Genomic DNA, 19,398 nt, shown 5'->3' with positions numbered 1-19,398 from the left:
CCTTGCTAAATACTTGCTCCATGGATCTGCGTCTGTTGTCGTTTGCCCTGGGGGCAAGCTCCTCACTGCTCTGGCCATGGTTACCTTCACTTGCATGGGGGGGGCTGTTGCTGTCCCTGCTGATCCCCCTTGTATATTACCGTGCCTGGCGGTGGTTGTTTCTCCTGCTTGGCATCCTCTGGATGCAGGCAAATATTGCCTATCGACTGGCTTGGCTGGAGCGGTTAGGCGATCAGACCAGCCACATGATAACCGCACAGTTGCAAAGTGCGGAGCCCGAGGGGGATAAATTTGTGCGACTGTTGCTGCGAGTGAGGACGCTCGATGGGCAATCGGTGACACCTGAGCCCCTGATCCGGGTCAATGCCTATCAGGCGTTACCCGCCATGACCATGGGCAGCCAGGTCACCCTGGTAAGTTCGCTCAAACCTGCCCATGGCCTTGCCAACGAGGCGGGACTGGATGGGCGGCGTTTGCTGCTGGGCAAGGGGATCACTGCGACCGGCAATCTGCGTCGGCTCATCGAAATAGAGAGCGTCCCTCCCGGTTTGCGTGAACGCTGGTTGGTAAAGGCTGGCAACAGTTGGCAAGGATTGGCCCATGCCCCCCTGCTGGCTGCGCTTACCTTTGGTGAGCGTGGCGGGATCAGCGATCACCAGTGGGCCCTGTTTCGTGGTGGTGGCCTTACCCATATTATTGCGATCTCCGGGCAGCATATTGCCTTGGTTGCGGTGCTCGGCTGGTGGCTTGGCCGGATCGTCGGGTGGCGCAGTGCCATCTGCGTGTCTCTGCTCTTTGCGGTCACCTACAGCTGGCTGGCCGGTTTTGCCATTGCAACCGAGCGAGCACTCATCATGGTGCTGGTATGGAGCGTGCTGCGCTGGCGCAGGCGGGAGTGGCCGGCGTACCGGGTCTGGTTATGGGCCTTTGTGGTGTTGACCCTGTGGGATCCCTTTGCCCTCTATTCAGCAGGATTCTGGCTCTCGTTTCTGGCGGTGGCCATCCTGCTGCTGGTGGGGTACCTACATGACAAGCCAGCACTCTGGCAGATCCAGCTCTGGTTACTGCTTGGCCTGTTGCCACTACAGCTCGCATTATTCGGCGGCATCGCACCGCTCGCCATGGTGATCAACTTGCTGGCAATGCCGTTATTTTGTATTGCCATCATTCCGCTGGCGTTGAGCGGTGTGCTGCTGACGCCATTTTCGGGTGCGCTCTCCCATCTCCTGTTCTGGCTGGCAGATCAGGGGTTGGGATGGGTGTTGTCGCTTCTGAACTGGTTGGCCGACCAGTTGCAACTGTGGTGGCCACTGCCCGGCTGGTGGCTGCCGCTCTGCACCCTGCTGTTGCTGCTCTGGTTCGCCGCGCAGTGGCGCCCGGCACGTTGGCTGTTGCTACCGGGTCTGTGTGCGCTGTTGTTGGCGCTCTGGCCAACGCCTGCCCGCTGGCAACTGCGGGTGCTGGATGTGGGGCAGGGGCTGGCGGTACTGCTCAGCAAGGGGGATCGTGCCATCCTCTATGATACCGGTGATCGTTTTCCGGGTGGCTACAACATGGCCGATACGGTGATCCTGCCTCAGTTGAACCACCTCGGGATCCGGGTGATCGACCATTTAATCATTAGCCACAAGGATCGGGATCATGCCGGTAATCGCCAGCGGTTGCTGAGTATTCTGACCGTGCGCAACGAAATTTCCTCCTATCCCTTTGATAGCACAACCACCCTCTGCCAGCGCGGGCAGCAGTGGCATTGGCAAGGTCTGACCTTCGCGGTGTTGTGGCCTGAACACTCTGGTAGTGGACGCAACAACGACAGTTGCGTAGTGCGTATCAGCGATGGGGAGCACAGCGTATTGCTCAGTGGCGATATCGAGCGGCAGGCAGAGCAGCGACTGGTGGCGCTGGAAGGGGAGGGGCTGGCCAGCACCCTGCTGGTGAGTCCCCATCATGGCAGCCGAACCTCCTCCACCCCCCCGTTTGTTGCTGCGGTGGCTGCACAGGATGTGATCCACAGTGCCGGCTTTATGAACCGATGGAGTTTTCCCCGTACTGAGGTGGTGACCCGTTATCAGCCTGCTCGTCAGTGGATAACCGGCCGTCAAGGGAGCGTGTTGGTCGAGCCGCGGGCAGAGGGGCTGCGGGTGACGGCTGAACGTGAGCAGGGCCCCTGGTACCGGCGCAGTGGCGAATGGTGGCGCCCGAGCGTGTGGCCAGGTCGATAATTGTTCAATGCCACCGTGGATGCTGGCGATATGGGGAGTGGTGCTGGGTAGACACCGGGCATTGTCGTGAGCGATAAAGCGCCATTTCTGTGTTCGATTGATTCTCTATGGGGGTGATATCAGTGGTGATGCTTGGTGTAATCCTGCGCTTTGGCTAGAATAGCCCGTCATTTCCATTACTAACGGCTATTCATGCAACAAGAAACCTCACAAGAGAGTTGGCCAGTATTCAAACGCCTGCTCGGTTATGTCCGTGATCGCAAGCTGGGTCTGGTCGGTGGCATCATCGGGATGCTGGGCTACGCCGCCGTGGATACCACATTTGTCTACTCCATCAAGCCGCTGATCGATCAGGGCATCAATGGCAACGACAGCACCGTCTTGAAATGGATGCCCTTCTTTGTTCTCGGCATCGTGGCCCTGCGCGGTGTCGCGAACTTTCTCTCCAACTACTGCATGGCCTGGGTCGGCAACCATGTGGTGATGCGTCTGCAACAGCAGGTGTTCAATCACATGGTGGCGATGCCGATGAGCTTCTTCGACCGTCAGAACACCGGTCACCTGCTCTCCAAAGTGACCTATGACGCCAGCCAGGTCTCCTCGGCGGCGAGCACCACGCTGGTGACCCTGGTGCGGGAAGGGGCGACCGTAGTCGGCCTGCTTGGCCTGATGTTCTGGCACTCCTGGCAGCTGTCGGTGATCTTTTTGGTGGTTGGCCCGCTGGTGGGGGTCATTATCGGCCTTATCAGCCGTCGTTTCCGCCAGATCAGCCGTCACATCCAGCAGGCGGTGGGGGATATCACCACCTCCACCGAGCAGATGCTTAAAGGGCATAAAGAGGTGCTGATGTTTGGTGGCCAGAAGGTGGAAGAGAAGCGCTTCTTCCGGGTCAGCAACAACATGCGCCAGCAGACCATGAAGATGGTCGCCGCCGATGCCATCGGCAGCCCGGTGGTGCAGATGGTTGCCTCCATCGCGCTGGCCGCCTTCCTCTATGTAGCTACCATCGACAGTGTGCGCAGCGAGCTGACTGCCGGTACCTTCACCGTCATGATCACCTCCATGATGATGCTGCTCAAGCCGCTGAAAAGCCTGACCGACGTCAACAACCAGTTCCAGCGCGCCATTACCGCCTGCCACAGTCTGTTTGGCCTGCTCGACACCGAGCCGGAGCAGGATACCGGCACCCGCACTCTGGATCGCGCCCGCGGCGAGATCGAGTTTCGCAACGTCACCTTCACCTATCCGACCAAGGACACCCCGGCGCTGCACAACGTCAGCTTCAAGGTGGAGGCGGGTAAGTCGGTGGCGCTGGTGGGCCGTTCCGGCTCTGGCAAGAGTACCATTGCCAGCCTGTTGACCCGCTTCTACGACATCGATCAGGGCGAGATCCTGCTGGACGGCATCAATATCCGCGAATACAAGTTGAGCGAGCTGCGCAAGCAGTACGCACTGGTCTCCCAGCATGTTCACCTGTTCAATGACACGGTGGCGAGCAACATCGCCTACGCCGCAGAAGAGCAATACAGCCGCGACCAGATCGTCCAGGCTGCGCGCATCGCCCATGCCGACGAGTTCGTCAGCAAGATGCCGCTGGGGTACGACACCGTGGTTGGCGAGAACGGTGCATCCCTCTCTGGTGGTCAGCGCCAGCGGGTTGCCATTGCCCGTGCTCTGCTGCGCGATGCGCCGGTTCTGCTGCTGGATGAAGCCACCTCGGCCCTCGATACCGAGTCCGAGCGCCACATTCAGGCTGCCATCGACGAGCTTTGCAAGGCCCGTACCTCGCTGGTGATCGCCCACCGCCTCTCCACCATCGAGAAGGCGGACGAGATCCTGGTGATCGACGAAGGCCATATCGTCGAGCGTGGTAACCACGCCGCATTGATGGAGCAGCGCGGCACCTATGCCCAGCTGCGCGCCATTCAGTTTGGTAACCATGCGCAGGGAACCCAGGGCTAATGTTGCAAAAGCTCTGGTACGGTAACAGTGGCTGGCGCTGGTTGCTGGCCCCCTTTGCCCTGCTGTTTGCCATCATCAGCGGCACCCGCCGTTATGCCTATCGCCATGGCTGGCTAACGGGGTATCGCTCCTCCTTGCCGGTGATCGTGGTGGGCAATATCTCGGTGGGGGGCAACGGCAAGACCCCGGTGGTGGTCTGGCTGGTGGAGCAACTGCAGGCCCGCGGCTATCGCCCCGGGGTGGTGAGCCGTGGTTATGGTGGCAAGGCGCCCCATTACCCGTACCGGCTCGATGCCGCCAGCACCACGGGGCAAGCAGGTGATGAGCCTGTGCTGATTGCCCGGCGCTGCGGCTGCCCGGTGGTGGTGGCCCCGAAACGGGCCGATGCGGTGCGCTTGCTGGAGCAGAGCGGCGAAGTGGACATCATCATCACCGACGATGGCCTGCAGCACTATGCACTGGCCCGCGACATCGAGCTGGTGGTGGTGGACGGAGCGCGCCGTTTCGGTAACGTCTGCTTGCTGCCGATGGGGCCGCTGCGCGAGCCGGTCACCCGGCTCAAACGGGTGGACGCCATCATCTGCAACGGCGGCGAGTCGGGCAAGGGGGAGTACCCCATGCAACTGGTCGCCGACGTGCCGCGTCGGGTATGCGATGATGCACCGCTGGCAGCCCCTCTCGCAGGGCCCGTCGATGCGCTGGCGGGGATCGGTCATCCGCCCCGCTTCTTTGCCACCCTGGAAGGGCTCGGCTATCAGCTGGATCAGCAGGCAGCCTACGGCGATCATCACCCTTTCGATCGGGATGAGCTGGTGGGGCGCTTTGCCAGCAAGCCGCTGCTGATGACCGAGAAGGATGCGGTCAAGTGCCGCCCGTTTGCCCTCGAAAACTGGTGGTATCTGCCAGTCAGTGCCGAGTTGCCCACCTCCCTGCTCGACACCCTGTTGCACAAGCTCGGGGTAAAGGGGAAGGGTGCGGCCAAGGTGCACAATTAATCTCTCCCGCCTTGGCGGGGGAGCAGGGGCTTGATAGGTCCCGCATGGAATATCTGGTTGCTCGACATCCATCGCTGGCGTGATAAATCCGCCAGCGCGACATCGTTGAAGGAGTATCGTTTTGGCTTTGGACATCAAGTTGCTCGACATCATCGCCTGCCCGGTCTGCAAGGGTAAGCTGCACTACAACAAAGCGGTTCATGAGCTGGTCTGCCGCTTTGACAAGCTGGCCTATCCGCTGGAGGAGGGGATCCCGGTGCTGCTGGAGAACCGTGCCCGGCAGCTCAGCAGTGACGAGCTGCCGTCATGAGTTTCGTCGTCGTTATTCCTGCCCGCTATGCGTCAACCCGTCTGCCGGGCAAACCGCTGGCGGATATCCATGGCAAGCCCATGGTGCAGCACGTGGTGGAAAAAGCCCTGCAATCGGGCGCAGATCGGGTGATCGTTGCCACTGACGATGCCAGGGTACAGCAGGCATTGCACAGTACAGGCGTCGAGGTGTGCATGACCTCAGCGGATCACCAGTCCGGTACTGAACGACTGGCCGAGGTGTGCCGTCACTGCGGTTTTGCCGCCGATACCATCATCGTCAATGTGCAGGGAGATGAGCCGCTCATTCCGCCTGCCATCATTCGTCAGGTGGCAGACAATCTGGCTGCCGCCACGGCGCCGATGGCGACCCTGTCGGTGCCGATCCAGGATGCCGACGAGGCATTCAACCCGAATGCAGTGAAAGTAGTGACTGACAAGGATGGTTACGCCCTCTACTTCAGTCGCGCTTGCATTCCCTGGGACAGGGATCGCTTTGCTGCCAGTGATCGCATTGCTGGGAGCCACGAGCAGATTGGTGACCACTACCAGCGTCATATCGGCATCTACGCCTACCGCGCCGGCTTTATCCAGCGTTATGTAGACTGGGCTCCAAGCGTACTGGAGCAGGTCGAGGCGCTGGAGCAGCTGCGGGTGCTCTGGTACGGGGAGAAGATCCACGTCGCCCAGGCCCATGAAGCGCCGCCGGTCGGGGTGGATACCCAGGCCGATCTGGAGAAGGTGCGCGCGTTTTTGGCCAAGTGATGGCCACTGCACCAACGTCACAAAAAACGGCATCGCAAGATGCCGTTTTTTGTTTTGAAATCTTATATAATTATTTGATTTTAAACACCAATTACTACTTTTTTCAAACTTTTGGCGCACATGGTTTGCCAAAGCGGCGAGTTTGGTTATGATGCAAGACGCCCTGTTAACCCTAACCGGGCGGCTAAAACAAGATAATACGGGGTGTTTGGGTGATAAATGTATTCCTGGTCGATGATCATGAGCTGGTGCGTACAGGGATAAGACGCATTCTGGAAGATGTGCGCGGGATCAAGGTGGTGGGCGAGGCACAGAGTGGCGAGACCGCAGTCACTTTCTGTCGCCAACACCATCCGGATGTGATCCTGATGGATATGAACATGCCGGGTATTGGCGGTCTGGAAGCGACCCGCAAAATTCTGCGGATCCGCCCCGATGTGCGCATTATAGTGCTGACCATCCACTCAGAAAATCCGTTCCCTACCAAGGTGATGCAGGCAGGTGCCGCCGGTTATCTGACCAAGGGTGCTGGCCCCGACGAGATGATCCAGGCGATCCGGCTGGTCCACTCCGGTCAGCGTTACATCTCCCCCGAGATTGCCCAGCAGATGGCCCTTAGCCAGTTTGCTTCTGCTGACGAGAATCCCTTCAAGTCCCTCTCCGAGCGCGAGCTGCAGATCATGATGATGATCACCAAGGGGCAGAAGGTGACCGATATCTCCGAGCAGCTCAACCTGAGCCCGAAGACGGTCAACAGCTACCGCTATCGTCTGTTCAGCAAGCTGGGGATCAACGGTGATGTGGAGCTGACCCATCTGGCCATTCGCTATGGCATGCTGGATGCCGATACCCTCTAATCGGGTGGCGTGTGGTCACAAAGGCGGCAAGTGCCGCCTTTTTGCTTTTTGTCGTGCGGGAGCAGTATGCGCTGCCCGTCAATTGTTGCCTTTGTGTGAGCCGAGTAGCTGATGACCCTCTCCCCCGAACCTCTCTTCGACAGCAAGGCGTTTCTGAGCGCCGTCACCCACCAGAGCGGCGTCTACCGTATGTATGACAGCGGTGGCACCGTGATCTATGTGGGCAAGGCCAAGGATCTGAAAAAGCGGCTCGCCTCCTACTTTCGCACCAACGTCGACAGCATCAAGACCCGTACACTGGTGCGCCAGATCGCCGATATTCAGGTCACCGTCACCCACACCGAGACCGAGGCGCTGATCCTCGAGCACAACCTGATCAAGCAGTTCCAGCCCCGCTACAACGTGCTGCTGCGGGACGACAAATCCTACCCCTGGATCATCATCACCGCGCACCAGCATCCGCGCATCGGCGTCCATCGTGGCGCCCGCAAGGTGAAGGGGGAGTACTTCGGCCCATACCCTTCCGGCGGCGCGGTGCGCGAGAGCTTGCACCTGATGCAGAAAATTTTTCCGGTGCGTCAGTGCGAGGATGCAGTCTATGCCAACCGTACCCGCCCGTGTCTGCTCTATCAGCTCAAACGCTGCGCCGGCCCTTGCGTGCCCGGGCTGGTGAGTGAGGCCGAATATGCCCAGCAGGTGGCGCTGGCCAAGCTGTTTCTGGCGGGCAAGAACCAGCAGGTGATTGGCGAACTGGTGGGCAAGATGGAGTCCGCCAGCGGCGATCTGCGCTTTGAAGAGGCGGCCCGCTATCGGGATCAGATCCTGGCGCTGCGCCGGGTCACCGAGCAGCAGTCGGTGAGCGGCAACGTACTGGACGAGCTGGACGTGGTGGGGGTTTCCTTCGAACAAGGCGCTGCCTGCATCCACGTGCTCTTTATCCGTCAGGGCAAGGTGCTGGGTTCGCGCAGCTACTTCCCGAAAGTGCCGGCCGATACCCAGCTCGATGAGGTGGTGCAATCCTTCCTGCTGCAGTTCTATCTGTCGGGGCAGGGGGGGCGGCAGATCCCGAGCGAGGTGCTGCTCGATGTGGCCCTTGAGGACGAGAGCGTCATCGCCGAGACCCTGAGCCAGACCGCAGGCTACAAGGTGCGGGTGGTGAGCCGTACCCGCGCCGAACGGGCCCGCTTTATCAAGCTCGCCTCTATCAACGCCGAGACGGCGCTGCGCTCGCGGCTGGCTCACAAGAGCACCATCACCGCCCGCTACGACCAGCTGGAAGAGCTGCTGGAGCTGGAGCGCCCCATCGCCCGCATGGAGTGTTTCGATATCTCCCACACCATGGGGGAGCGCACGGTGGCTTCTTGCGTGGTGTTCAACCGGGAGGGGCCGCTCTCATCGGAATATCGTCGTTTTAATATCGACGGCATCACCGGCGGTGATGACTACGCAGCGATGGAGCAGGCGCTGGAGCGCCGCTTTGGCAAGCAGCAGGAGCCGGACAAGGTGCCGGACGTGCTGTTTATCGACGGTGGCCTCGGCCAGTTGCGCCGCGCCGAAGAGATCCTGGCCCGTCAGCTGGAGTTCCTCGGCGGCAAATATCCGCTGCTGGTGGGGATTGCCAAGGGGGTGACTCGCAAGGCAGGGTTGGAAACGCTCATCATGGGGGAGAGCCACGAAGAGCTGCATTTACCGGCAGATATGCCCGCTTTGCACCTTATTCAGCATATTCGTGATGAATCCCACCGTTTTGCCATTACCGGCCACCGGGCGCGGCGTGCCAAGGCCCGCACCAGCAGCACCCTGGAGGACATTCCGGGGGTGGGGCCGAAACGGCGGCAGGCGCTGCTCAAATATCTGGGCGGCTTGCAGGAGGTCAAAAAGGCGAGCGTGGATGAACTGGCCAAGGTGCCCGGCATCAGTCAGGAGCTGGCCCAGACCATTCACGATAGCTTGCACAGCGCCTGAGCAGGGTTAGCGGTATGACAACATCGCTAACCCCTTGATGCACAAGAGCCGTGACGCGGGGGGGCCGTAAATGCCATAATGGCCCCCGCATTTTGAGAAGAGTGATGGATTAAAAAGACCAAGACGGGCGCCAGTGCGGTTGCATCGCAAATCGGCTTTGGCGCACTATATAGCGACGTACAAGAAGTGGCTGAAAATAATGACAAACATACCTAACCTGTTGACGTTTTTCCGGATTTTGCTCATTCCCGTCTTCGTCATCCTGTTCTATCTGCCTTATCAATGGTCCTATCTGGCTGCCGCCATCATCTTTATTCTGGCCGCTGCCACCGACTGGTTTGATGGCTATTTGGCCCGCAAGCTCAACCAGTCCACCCCTTTTGGCGCCTTCCTTGACCCGGTTGCCGACAAGATCATGGTTGCCGCCGCCCTGGTGGTTATCGTCGAACACTACAACACCATCTGGGTCACCATCCCCGCCATGACCATGATTGGCCGCGAGATCATCATCTCCGCCCTGCGTGAGTGGATGGCTGAGCTCGGCAAACGCTCCTCGGTGGCGGTCAGCTGGATTGGCAAGTGGAAGACCATGATCCAGATGGTGTCGCTCACTGGCCTTATCTGGCAATACAACGTCTGGATGGTGTGGCTCGCCTATGTGATGCTCTATGTCGCCACCGTGCTCACCTTCTGGTCGATGTTCCAGTACATGAAGGCGGCTTGGGGTGATCTGGCCCACCACGCCAGCCAGTGAGTCATCTGCATCGCAAGGTGAAGTTTCCGCTGATTTGAGGCAGGAAACGGCCAAAGGCGCTAAAACTGTTCAAAAAGGGCAAAAAATGCCCGAACGATCAGGTAATTAAATATTTCTGGTTGACTGGGCGAGGAACATCGCTAGAATGCGTCCTCGTAGTCAGGCAGTCAGCCAGACCGATGCGGGAATAGCTCAGTTGGTAGAGCACGACCTTGCCAAGGTCGGGGTCGCGAGTTCGAGTCTCGTTTCCCGCTCCAAATTCAGACAATAGAGAGCCAACTCTCTTTTGCATGGCGCGTTAGCAAAGCGGTTATGCAGCGGATTGCAAATCCGTTTAGTCCGGTTCGACTCCGGAACGTGCCTCCATATTGACAAGCCCGCCACGCGAGCTTGATACCGATTGCGGTGCCCGAGTGGTGAAATCGGTAGACACAAGGGATTTAAAATCCCTCGACGTTCGCGTCGTGCCGGTTCGATTCCGGCCTCGGGCACCATTTAAAATGTTGATTTTAAAAGAAAAGTTCAAAACTTAGTCAGTGCGAGTTGACACCATTCTAGGCGCAATTAGGCGAAGAGGTGTTAAATGGCTAAAGTTCAAGAACGAAAAGGCGCAAAAGGAAAAACCTACCGTGTGGAATTCATGCGGGAGGGTTCTCGTGTATCTAAAACATTCAGGCTAAAAAAAGAGGCCGAGAAGTTTGCGGCACTCATCACCCTCAATGCTGACTTGGCTGGAACACTGGCTAATGTCACGCTCAATACCCTATCCCTCCAAAACGCCATAGCTGAGTACCTCGATCAGCACACCGGAAAAGACCCTAACGTTAAAGGGCGTCTCAATTGGTGGGTCGGTGCGATTGGTGCCGACAAGCTAATCGGTAAAATTACAAAACAAGACGTTAAAAAGTGCTTACAGTCGATGCTTGATGATGGCATGGCTACGGCTACCCATAATCGGTACAAGTCAGCGCTATCTTCTGTGTTCGAGTTCATCAACGATCGCTATGACTGCCAGCACAACCCCGCCCGCCAAATAAAGCAAATCAAAGAAGCCCAGCAACGTGAGCGATTCGCATCCCGTGAGGAACTGGAGCGACTATTAGCAGCTTGCAAGGTCAGCCAGTGGGAGCGCCTGCACTTACTTGTGCTGATGGCCGTGAGCACTGGAGCGCGTCGGTCTGAGCTTCTGGGACTACGCTGGAGCGCGATCAACTTCCAAGATAAGACAGCTACCCTAATCGATACAAAAAACGGTACAAACAGAGTCCTGCCACTCACAGACGACTGCTTGAATGAATTGATCACATTTCGTGGTATTGGTAATGGTTGGCTGTTCCCTCATCCTGATGACAATCTGTTTCCCTTCAAGTATTTCGACCAGCATTGGTACGCAGCACTGAAACAGGCTGAGATCAGTGGTTTAGTGTTCCACGGACTCCGCCACACAACGGGCAGCTACCTTGCCATGAGTGGGGCTTCACTTTTCTTGATCAAAGATGTTCTCGGTCATAAATCAATCATAACGACCCAGCGTTACGTTCACCTTTGTATAGAGAGTAAAAAAAGAGCAGTTGAAGATGTTTTTGGAAAAATAATAAACGGGAATGCACTTTCTGTGAGCCACTGACCAGAATTTATTAAGGGGCTCTTATGGCCCCTATCTTTTGCAAAGGTATTCTTGTTTAATAGCGTAGCTAAGTAAGCTTCCTGTACGCCGGAACTCTATATTGACGAGAACTCTATTGAATTCAGGTCTGGTGTCAGGCTAGTACCGTTATGTTACTGGTTATGCTTGATTTTTTGGCATTCACTGGGGCTGAGTGACTTGGCATTGCCGAATTTGGCTGGAATTGTTTTATAAAAATTGATTTTTAATATAGTTATTTTAAATTTCAATCAACAATAAGGGATGTTTTTTCATGCAAGACATTAGAGAGGCGGAAATGATTCGGGACATTATCTCATCTTGTAAAATCACACCTTCGGAAGTAAAAGTCCTCTATAAGGCTATGTTAGTTAGGGATGCATTGGTTTATATCGTTTGTGGCTTTATATCAGGAGTGACAGTTCTACTATTGTCTGTAAAATATGGTTTTATTGCTAATGATAATGTGCTAGCTGGGTGGTTTATGTTTTTCATGGTGGTTTTTTGTATTTACATGATACATGGCCGCAGGGTAAGGAAAATAATAGAAAAATCAAACAAATCACTCGAACATTATTTGGCTGAGTCATTACGAGGCTTGAAAAGAGTAGATTACTACTCGCGAGAGGTAAGTAGCGGACTAGCTGTTGATGTAGAAAATAAAGCCATTTCGATTGTTGAGGGAGATGATGATAAACCCGAGACCACTAGGGCAGTTGTATATCCACTTAATAAGATTTTAAAAGTAAAATTTTATGAAGAAGGATATAGTCATCGTGAACACTCAACGTCCTTTAACACTGGTGGAGTTTCAGGTGCCGTTCAAAATTTAGCTGCAACTACTTTCGACAACTACCTCAACGGGAGGAGAGAAGATGAAGCGAAAGCAAAGGCAAATAAATATACAGGGTTATATTTTGAGCTAGATGATATACACAAGCAAACCGCATTCGTGATGATGAGGGCAAAATTTGCAAGAAAATGGCTTGTTATATTTAACAAACTTCGTGATGGTTCGCTTGATATGCAGCCTAAACCAATGGAATTCCCACGGCCAGAGGATATGAAGGACGTAGTTAGGTAATTTTTATCTCTGATAGGTTGTACAGATCTAGGTATCAGCCTGACTACGCCCAGTACCAAGTGAGATATCGTCGTACACACGCCCGCAAGGCGCTTTTTCCGGAGGGCGTCATTCCATTTGTTGAACTGGCCCTCCTGTCTTGGCGTTGGAGCCCGGTAAGCACCATCAGCAAGCGCATTGGTCTTGGAGTAAGCCATGAGTGGTGGCTACGACAAGGCCAAGGCGGCCAGCTGCATCGTCTCTGCGCCAAGGTCACAAGCGTTATTGCAAAGGTATGGGTGGGAAAAGGATAATAATCTGAAATTCTTTTTTAATTTATAGGAAAGTCTAAAAGTTATTTTATTAAAATTAAAATGTATGTTTTTATTTATTATAAATATCAAGTGGTTGTGTTCGTACACGAATCAGTCCCATACTATTCTCCGTCACTCGCACTGACTTAACATTAATATTATGAGGATTGATTATGAATAGTAAAGTTCAAGAGCTCGCAATGGATCTTAAGAATTGGGTACCAATTCGTGATGCTGATGTTCCAGGAATGAATTATCAAGTTTTACTCCGCTGTCTGCGTGGTCGCCATGAGGATGCGGGGTTGCGTAAGTGCTGCCGCGAGATCGGTAATCGCCTGTTCATTAATAAGCCATTATTCGGTCTGTGGTTAGCTGGTGAATTGTGATGGGATATAAAAAGCCCCATGTAGGCACATTGGGGCTTTCAATGCTCTGATTGATTTTAAAGCATCAATCAAAGATTAGTATCAAATTTAACTTATTAGTTCCTTGCAGAGAAATAATAAGTACATAGGGGTTTTATATGTCCAATAAAATTATTAAAAAAATAGATGAAAGTCAAGTCGGAGCCGATGTAATCCCCCTGCGCTCCGAGGCTGGCTCGCGAGTATTGGACGTCACAATAGATACAAAATCTCCCAGCCGTCTAGCCGAGTTGCTTTGGGCACAGCTAGGGGAGGTTGCTGTCGATATAGTGTCCGCAGTCGTATATCGTTACACGGGGAGTTTCTGGGAGCAAATGTCTGATGCCATGTTGCGTCGGGTGCTGGCTGCCACTTGCAAGGAGAATGGTGTGGCGTACGGTCGTCCGATGTTGGCGGTGGCTGTTGACACAATGAAGGATATGATCCCTTTGATTGAGAATCCCCGCGACAACTTGATCGGCTTCGCCAATGGGGTCTATGACTTGGCCACTCGCCAATTTCGGTCACACTCTCCCTCAGATGGCTTGCGGAGCCACAACGGGATAACCTATGAAGAGCCAACCCCAAATGAGACTCTTGAGGCGTGCGCCCCTAACTTCATAAGTTGGTTGAATCACGCCGTCGGTAGAGATGCGGCTAAGGCGGATCGCATCTTAGCTGCCCTGTTTATGATGCTGGCCAACCGTTATGACTGGCAGTTGTTTCTTGAAGTCACTGGTGAGGGGGGGAGCGGTAAATCGATTATGGCGTACTTGAGTGAGTTGTTGGTTGGTAAGCAGTACATAGGCAGTAGCTCAATGAGGCATTTGGAGAGTGAATTTGGCCTAGAAAACTTGTGGGATAAACGTCTGATCCTACTGCCAGACCAAGCTAAGTATGCTGGTGACGGCGCTACACTCAAGGCAATCTCTGGCGGGGATCTGGTGTCTATCAATCGGAAGGGCAAACCGATGTTTAGCGCCAAGGTACGGGCCGTGGTGCTGGCGACTAACAACGTACCTATGGTTATGACCGAGCGAAACGGCGGGATAGCACGGCGTCGAGTAATTTTCAGCTTCAACAACGTGGTGGCCGAGGCTGATCAAGATTCAAAACTGGATGAGAAGATTGCAACTGAACTGCCGGTGATCATTCGCCACCTGTTGGAGCGATTTGTAGATCATGATGAAGCAAAAAAATTGTTGCGGGAGCAGCGTAATTCAGCTGACGCGATAGTGGTCAAGCGAGATTCCGATCCACTATTTGACTTGTGTTCCATGGTTGAGTTTATTGCGGTGCCGAACGGGTTACGCATGGGCGGGAAGACGGATATCAAGCGAGAGCCACGAAAGTTTTTTTATCACCTGTATTTGACATACATGGAGTATCACGGCATGGATCGCCCGCTCTCAGTAAATGCTGTCAGTCGAGCACTGAAGCAGATGGCGAAAGAACTGGGGCGAGAGTATCAAACGAGGAGCAGTAATGGCACTATCACCAATATTGTCATCACCGATGAGGTAGAGTCGTTTATGCCGAGAACAGTTGTTGACTAATAGATAGTCAACCAGACGGCGACAGAGGTCTGCCATGGGTGTAGTCTTCTGTTGTACCTATTCTCTCGCACTCGTTTTAATGTATAAAACACTTCCAATACTTCCAGTATTGCTGAAAACCTTGTTTTATAAGGGCTAGGTATTTGGAAGTGTTTTTTTAATTCTTCCAAATAACTCCAATTATTCCACGTTGAACTGAGCCAAATTCTTTCAAGGTTTTTAAAAATTATTTTTGGATGGATGAGCAAACCTTGTTCGTAACACCAGTTTTTGGAAGAGATGGAAGTATCAGGAATCATTAATATTATATGGTCCTCCATTGTAATCCTCGCCAGTACTGGCTTATAGAGGGTGGAAGCATTGGGAGTATTTTTCCCAGTGTTCACATCACATGCTGAGAAAATCTATTGTGTCGCTGAAATATTCTCCTGCTTTCAGGGTTGCTAGGTCACACGAGTCGATTTAAAAAATAAGCTTTGGATGTACTTAGACTAAGCAATTGAACTGCAGACTCTTCACACATCAACTATCCAAAAACCAGTTTTTTAGCCCCGCAGGGCCGACGCTTATGCTGACGAGACCGAAGGGCGCGGCGAATAAGCATAGTCGGTCTCTTTGCTTATATTTACCACCCCAAGGTGACGTTTTTGAAGTAGCGTTGGGAGAGTTAAATCGGAGGAATCATATGGCCGGGTATCAGTTTGCACATATTGACGGTTATGCACGACAGGGGGGGAGGTCGAAGACTGGCCAAGTTATGTCTGCCCAACAGATAGCGGACGAGGCCGAGCGGAAACCCGGTGCTCATCCGCATGTGAAAGAACCTCTTCCGCCTATTCAGTGGTTCGGAGTAACGCCATCGGAGGCCGTACAGCAGGCTACTAAATGGGCGGAACAGGCAGTGGATCCGAGGGGGAGAAAACTGAGGGTCGATGGACTGTGTCTATGTGCTGGTGTGGTTAGTGTGCCAGAAAATTTGCCAGATGAGCTCTGGCCGGAATATCGCAATGAGATGATTCGCTTTTTAAAAAAAAAGCACGGCGACAGACTTAAATCAGTGGTCGAGCATCTCGATGAGAAGTATCGGCACATCCATTTTTATCTGGTGCCGATGCCTGGTGAGTCGTTCGGATCAGTGCATCCTGGAGTTGCCGCAGCGCGTGCTTCAGCAGCGCGAGGCGAGCGAAAAGGAATGCAAAATCGTGCGTACAAGGATGCCATGAGGTCTTGGCAAGACGAGATTTATACAGAGTCTAATAGCTTCGGCTTAGCTCGTATCGGGCCGTGTCGGCGCCGGTTATCCAGAGATGGGTGGAAAGCTGAACAACGAGCACTGTCTGCTCATGCGGCGCTCATTAGGGCAAATAAGCCGAAGGGGCCGAGCATGCGGCGGATCAAAGAGATCATCGCCAGACAAGAGGTGGAGCATCGAACAGGGTTGTTGGGACGGGGTGATCCGCTTTACACCGAAGCTCAGCTATTGACCGCGACCAAGGATGCCGCTCTGTACGGATCTCGGAACATGGAAGAACAGAGTCAGGACCTATTGGGAGAGGTGATCCTGCGGGCCACAGAAATTGAGGCAGCAGAGGCTAGACTGGCCGAATTGGCTGTACAAGAAGCAGCGACAGCGTGTCGGCTGGCCGAGGCTGCCGAGAGGGTTAAAGAGGCCGAAGAAAATGCGAGGGTGAGCATTGAGGCTTCTTTGCTGAAGGTAGAGCAGGCGAAGGCGATAGCGATAAGGGCCGAAAGCTGGGCCAAACAAGCGGTCACAGTCATGGAGGAGCGGATGAGGATGGTTTTGTCACCTATCCTCACCGCATTTGCCGCGATTATCCGCGATCCCAAAGCGATGGAGGCCAAGGACGATGCGGATACTGCGATTGCTGCTTTATCAGAGTGGCGCCCACTTGCCGAAGAAATCCAGAAGGTGCTCTACCCCGTAGCGAAAGCAGCCAAAAAAACCAGCAAGGTCAGACAGGCCCTCGAATTTGAGTCTGGCCCAAATCCTTAGTGGTTTTTGTATCGGGAAATACCAACGGTTTATAGGGTGTTGAGTTCGTTTTGACCTACCTGTTGTGTTTAAAAAACGGTGGTTTTATGGACACCCTGCAAGGCTCTCATTTTCCGTGGTCTGACAAACACAAAACCGTTAAGATAGCCGTTAATATTTCAATGTTTCGGTACTGTCAATGAATCAACGCATTGGATACGCTCGCGTTTCGACCGACGACCAGCATCTAGACCTGCAGCGCGATGCGCTCAAACAGGGTGAATGCATGGTGATCTACGAGGAAGCGGCCAGCGGTAAAAACACCTCTGCACGTCCGGAGCTTGAGCAGTGTCTTAAGGCGTTACGAGCTGGCGATACGCTTGTTGTTTGGCGGCTAGATCGACTGGGGCGTAGCCTACCTGACTTAGTGCAAATCGTAGCCAATCTTGAGCAGCGTGGCATTGGCTTCGAAAGCTTGACGGAGAAGATTGAGACGGGCAGCGCAGCCGGTAAATTGGTCTTCCATGTGTTTGCGGCGTTGGCTGAGTTCGAACGTGGTTTGATTCGAGAGCGGACAAATGCCGGACTCATAGCCGCACGTGCCCGTGGCCGCAATGGTGGCCGAAAGCCGAAGTTAGATGAAAAACAGGTGCGCGAAATTAAGGCCCTGTTGCGAGATCCTGAAATTAAGGTCGCCGAGGTTGCCCGCCGATATGGCATATCTCGAACCACTCTTTACAAGCATGTCGGTGTAGTCACGCCGAATCAATGAGAAATTTGAATGCTCCAACAACTTGAAACAGCCGACAGCGTGCGCCGAGAAGTTGCACCTCGTACAGCGCAGAAACACAAAGCCGAGTTCGGCCAGTTCATGACGCCTTCCAGCGTGGCCCGATTCATGGCGTCCATGTTCCCCCCTAGTACCCAGGATACCTGCCGCCTACTGGATGCAGGTGCGGGCGTGGGCTCGTTGTCCTGCGCTTTTCTCGACCGTTGGGTGACGGGTGGCTTCGGCTTTGAGTCTGTCGAGGCAACAGCCTATGAGATCGACGAAAAGCTGCGCGGCCACCTTTTGCAGCACTTGACCGGATATAGCCGAGTGACTTCTCGTATAATTGCGGGAGATTACATTGAGTTGGCAACTGCCGAAGGTCTGATGGATCGAGGCTATACCCATGCGATCCTCAATCCGCCTTACAAGAAAATCAATAGTCAATCTGCCCACCGGTTGGCTCTGCGTAGTGTTGGCATCGAGACAGTGAATCTGTATTCAGCCTTTGTCGCGCTGGCCGTGGGTGAGGTAGCTCCGGGCGGTCAGATTGTAGCCATCATTCCTCGCAGTTTCTGCAACGGGCCTTATTACCGCCCGTTCCGTGACTTCATCGTTGAGCGGGCAGCTATCCGTCATATACACCTATTCGACTCGCGCAGTAAGGCATTCAAGGATGATGAGGTCCTGCAGGAGAACATCATCATCAGGCTTGAACGTGGAGGCCAGCAAGGGCCTGTCACTGTCACGACTTCGACCGATGATAGCTTTTCTGACTTGACCACTCACGAACACCCGTTCGACCGAATCATGTTCCCGGATGACCCCGAGCGCTTCATTCATGTGCCGACCACGACTGAGAAAAGCGCCATCGAGCTATCACCTAGCGTGCGCTACTCTCTGGCCGATATTGGCGTGAAGGTATCGACCGGGCCGGTTGTTGATTTCAGACTAAAAGCGCACCTGCGCGACATGCCAGAACCCGGTGCGGTACCTCTCATTTACCCAGGCCACTTGAGTATGACTAGCACTGTCTGGCCAGTGCCGGGATTGAAGAAACCTAATGCGATCATGCGTAACGAAGAGACGGAAAAGTGGCTATATCCGATCGGGTTTTATTGCTTGGTACGTCGTTTTTCATCGAAGGAAGAAAAGCGTAGGGTGGTGGCAAGCGTGGTTGATCCTGCTGCCTTTGGCGACTATTCGGTGTTGGGCTTCGAGAATCACATGAACCTCTTTCACGGGGGTAAATGTGGCTTGCCCGAGGCGCTGGCCAGAGGGCTGGCGGTGTTCCTGAACACGACAGCAGTAGACGAGCATTTCCGGCGTTTCAGTGGCCATACCCAAGTTAATGCAACTGACCTCAAACTGATGAAATATCCGAGTCGTGACGCATTGATCCAACTTGGCGAATGGGCGACACAGCAAGGAACACTTACGCAAGAACAGATCGATGCCAAGCTAGGAACCCTGACTGCATGAACAACAAAAGCGATTACATCGAGGCTGCGCAGCAGATCATTGTCTCCTTGGGCCTACCCCGTGCGCAGCACAATGAGCGTTCCGCCCTCTGCCTGCTGGCCCTCCTAAACCTAACACCGGGCAAGGCATGGGTAGACGCGGAGAACCCGCTTCTGGGTATCACACCAATTATGAATTGGGCGCGGGAGCACTTTAATAAAGACTACAAACCGAACACCCGAGAATCAGTGCGTCGTCAAACCATGCACCAGTTTTGTGACGCAGGGCTGGCGGTTGCGAACCCAGATAAGCCAACGCGGCCAGTCAACAGCCCACAATGGTGCTACCAAATTGAACCCGCCGC

At 54.3% G+C, this 19,398-nt stretch carries 16 protein-coding genes and 3 tRNA genes; all 19 read left to right on the top strand.

All coding sequences use genetic code 11. The annotated features are described in order from the left end of the window. Positions 1 to 20 precede the first annotated feature (20 nt). Positions 21 to 2,222: a DNA internalization-related competence protein ComEC/Rec2 gene (locus tag BN1117_RS12125; RefSeq protein WP_040097693.1), complete on the top strand. Its 2,202-nt coding sequence runs from the start codon at positions 21 to 23 to the stop codon at positions 2,220 to 2,222. Positions 2,223 to 2,414: 192 nt separating this feature from the next. Next, complete coding sequence (msbA, locus tag BN1117_RS12120; protein WP_040097691.1) at positions 2,415 to 4,184, top strand: lipid A ABC transporter ATP-binding protein/permease MsbA; 1,770 nt, start codon at positions 2,415 to 2,417, stop codon at positions 4,182 to 4,184. Further along, positions 4,184 to 5,179 (top strand): tetraacyldisaccharide 4'-kinase, encoded by a 996-nt coding sequence (gene lpxK / locus BN1117_RS12115; RefSeq protein ID WP_040097690.1) that lies wholly within the window; start codon positions 4,184 to 4,186, stop codon positions 5,177 to 5,179. The genes msbA and lpxK overlap by 1 nt, the downstream gene beginning before the upstream one ends. Positions 5,180 to 5,300: 121 nt before the next feature. Beyond that, positions 5,301 to 5,489, top strand: a complete 189-nt coding sequence (locus BN1117_RS12110; RefSeq protein WP_040097688.1) for a Trm112 family protein — start codon at positions 5,301 to 5,303, stop codon at positions 5,487 to 5,489. Continuing rightward, a complete protein-coding gene (gene kdsB, locus BN1117_RS12105; RefSeq protein WP_040097687.1) occupies positions 5,486 to 6,253 on the top strand; it encodes a 3-deoxy-manno-octulosonate cytidylyltransferase in 768 nt (255 codons plus the stop codon). Before BN1117_RS12110 ends, kdsB begins: the two co-directional genes overlap by 4 nt. Positions 6,254 to 6,465: 212 nt before the next feature. Then, entirely contained in the window at positions 6,466 to 7,110 is a 645-nt protein-coding gene (gene uvrY, locus BN1117_RS12100) for a UvrY/SirA/GacA family response regulator transcription factor (RefSeq protein WP_040097685.1), read from the top strand. Positions 7,111 to 7,221: 111 nt separating this feature from the next. After that, a complete protein-coding gene (gene uvrC / locus BN1117_RS12095) occupies positions 7,222 to 9,075 on the top strand; it encodes an excinuclease ABC subunit UvrC (protein WP_040097683.1) in 1,854 nt (617 codons plus the stop codon). A 199-nt stretch (positions 9,076 to 9,274) separates the two neighbouring features. Next, complete coding sequence (pgsA, locus tag BN1117_RS12090) at positions 9,275 to 9,829, top strand: CDP-diacylglycerol--glycerol-3-phosphate 3-phosphatidyltransferase (RefSeq protein ID WP_040097681.1); 555 nt, start codon at positions 9,275 to 9,277, stop codon at positions 9,827 to 9,829. A 181-nt stretch (positions 9,830 to 10,010) separates the two neighbouring features. Beyond that, positions 10,011 to 10,086 (top strand) — tRNA-Gly (locus BN1117_RS12085). Between the two features lie 35 nt (positions 10,087 to 10,121). Next, positions 10,122 to 10,195: transfer RNA gene (locus BN1117_RS12080), tRNA-Cys, on the top strand. Between the two features lie 41 nt (positions 10,196 to 10,236). Further along, positions 10,237 to 10,323, top strand: a tRNA-Leu gene (locus tag BN1117_RS12075). 89 nt (positions 10,324 to 10,412) lie between these two features. Further along, on the top strand, positions 10,413 to 11,456 hold the full coding sequence (locus tag BN1117_RS12070; RefSeq protein WP_040097680.1) for a tyrosine-type recombinase/integrase: 1,044 nt from the start codon (positions 10,413 to 10,415) through the stop codon (positions 11,454 to 11,456). A gap of 292 nt (positions 11,457 to 11,748) precedes the next feature. Then, positions 11,749 to 12,558 (top strand): hypothetical protein, encoded by an 810-nt coding sequence (locus tag BN1117_RS12065; RefSeq protein WP_040097678.1) that lies wholly within the window; start codon positions 11,749 to 11,751, stop codon positions 12,556 to 12,558. A gap of 466 nt (positions 12,559 to 13,024) precedes the next feature. After that, positions 13,025 to 13,237: a hypothetical protein gene (locus BN1117_RS19485; protein ID WP_156129976.1), complete on the top strand. Its 213-nt coding sequence runs from the start codon at positions 13,025 to 13,027 to the stop codon at positions 13,235 to 13,237. 137 nt (positions 13,238 to 13,374) lie between these two features. Then, positions 13,375 to 14,811 (top strand): DNA primase family protein, encoded by a 1,437-nt coding sequence (locus BN1117_RS12060; protein WP_052441509.1) that lies wholly within the window; start codon positions 13,375 to 13,377, stop codon positions 14,809 to 14,811. A gap of 757 nt (positions 14,812 to 15,568) precedes the next feature. Next, entirely contained in the window at positions 15,569 to 16,825 is a 1,257-nt protein-coding gene (locus BN1117_RS12055; protein ID WP_244463544.1) for a plasmid recombination protein, read from the top strand. Between the two features lie 178 nt (positions 16,826 to 17,003). Then, on the top strand, positions 17,004 to 17,576 hold the full coding sequence (locus tag BN1117_RS12050) for a recombinase family protein (RefSeq protein WP_040097676.1): 573 nt from the start codon (positions 17,004 to 17,006) through the stop codon (positions 17,574 to 17,576). Between the two features lie 9 nt (positions 17,577 to 17,585). Further along, positions 17,586 to 19,055, top strand: a complete 1,470-nt coding sequence (locus tag BN1117_RS12045; RefSeq protein ID WP_040097674.1) for an Eco57I restriction-modification methylase domain-containing protein — start codon at positions 17,586 to 17,588, stop codon at positions 19,053 to 19,055. Further along, positions 19,052 to 19,398 (top strand): restriction endonuclease BsuBI (locus tag BN1117_RS12040; protein WP_040097751.1); only part of this gene is annotated, 347 nt, incomplete at its 3' end. The genes BN1117_RS12045 and BN1117_RS12040, both read left to right, overlap by 4 nt.

The organism is Aeromonas australiensis (assembly GCF_000819725.1).
Lineage (GTDB): Bacteria > Pseudomonadota > Gammaproteobacteria > Enterobacterales > Aeromonadaceae > Aeromonas > Aeromonas australiensis.
Note: the sequence above shows the minus strand (reverse complement) of the source record. Positions and strands in the feature narration are given on the sequence as shown.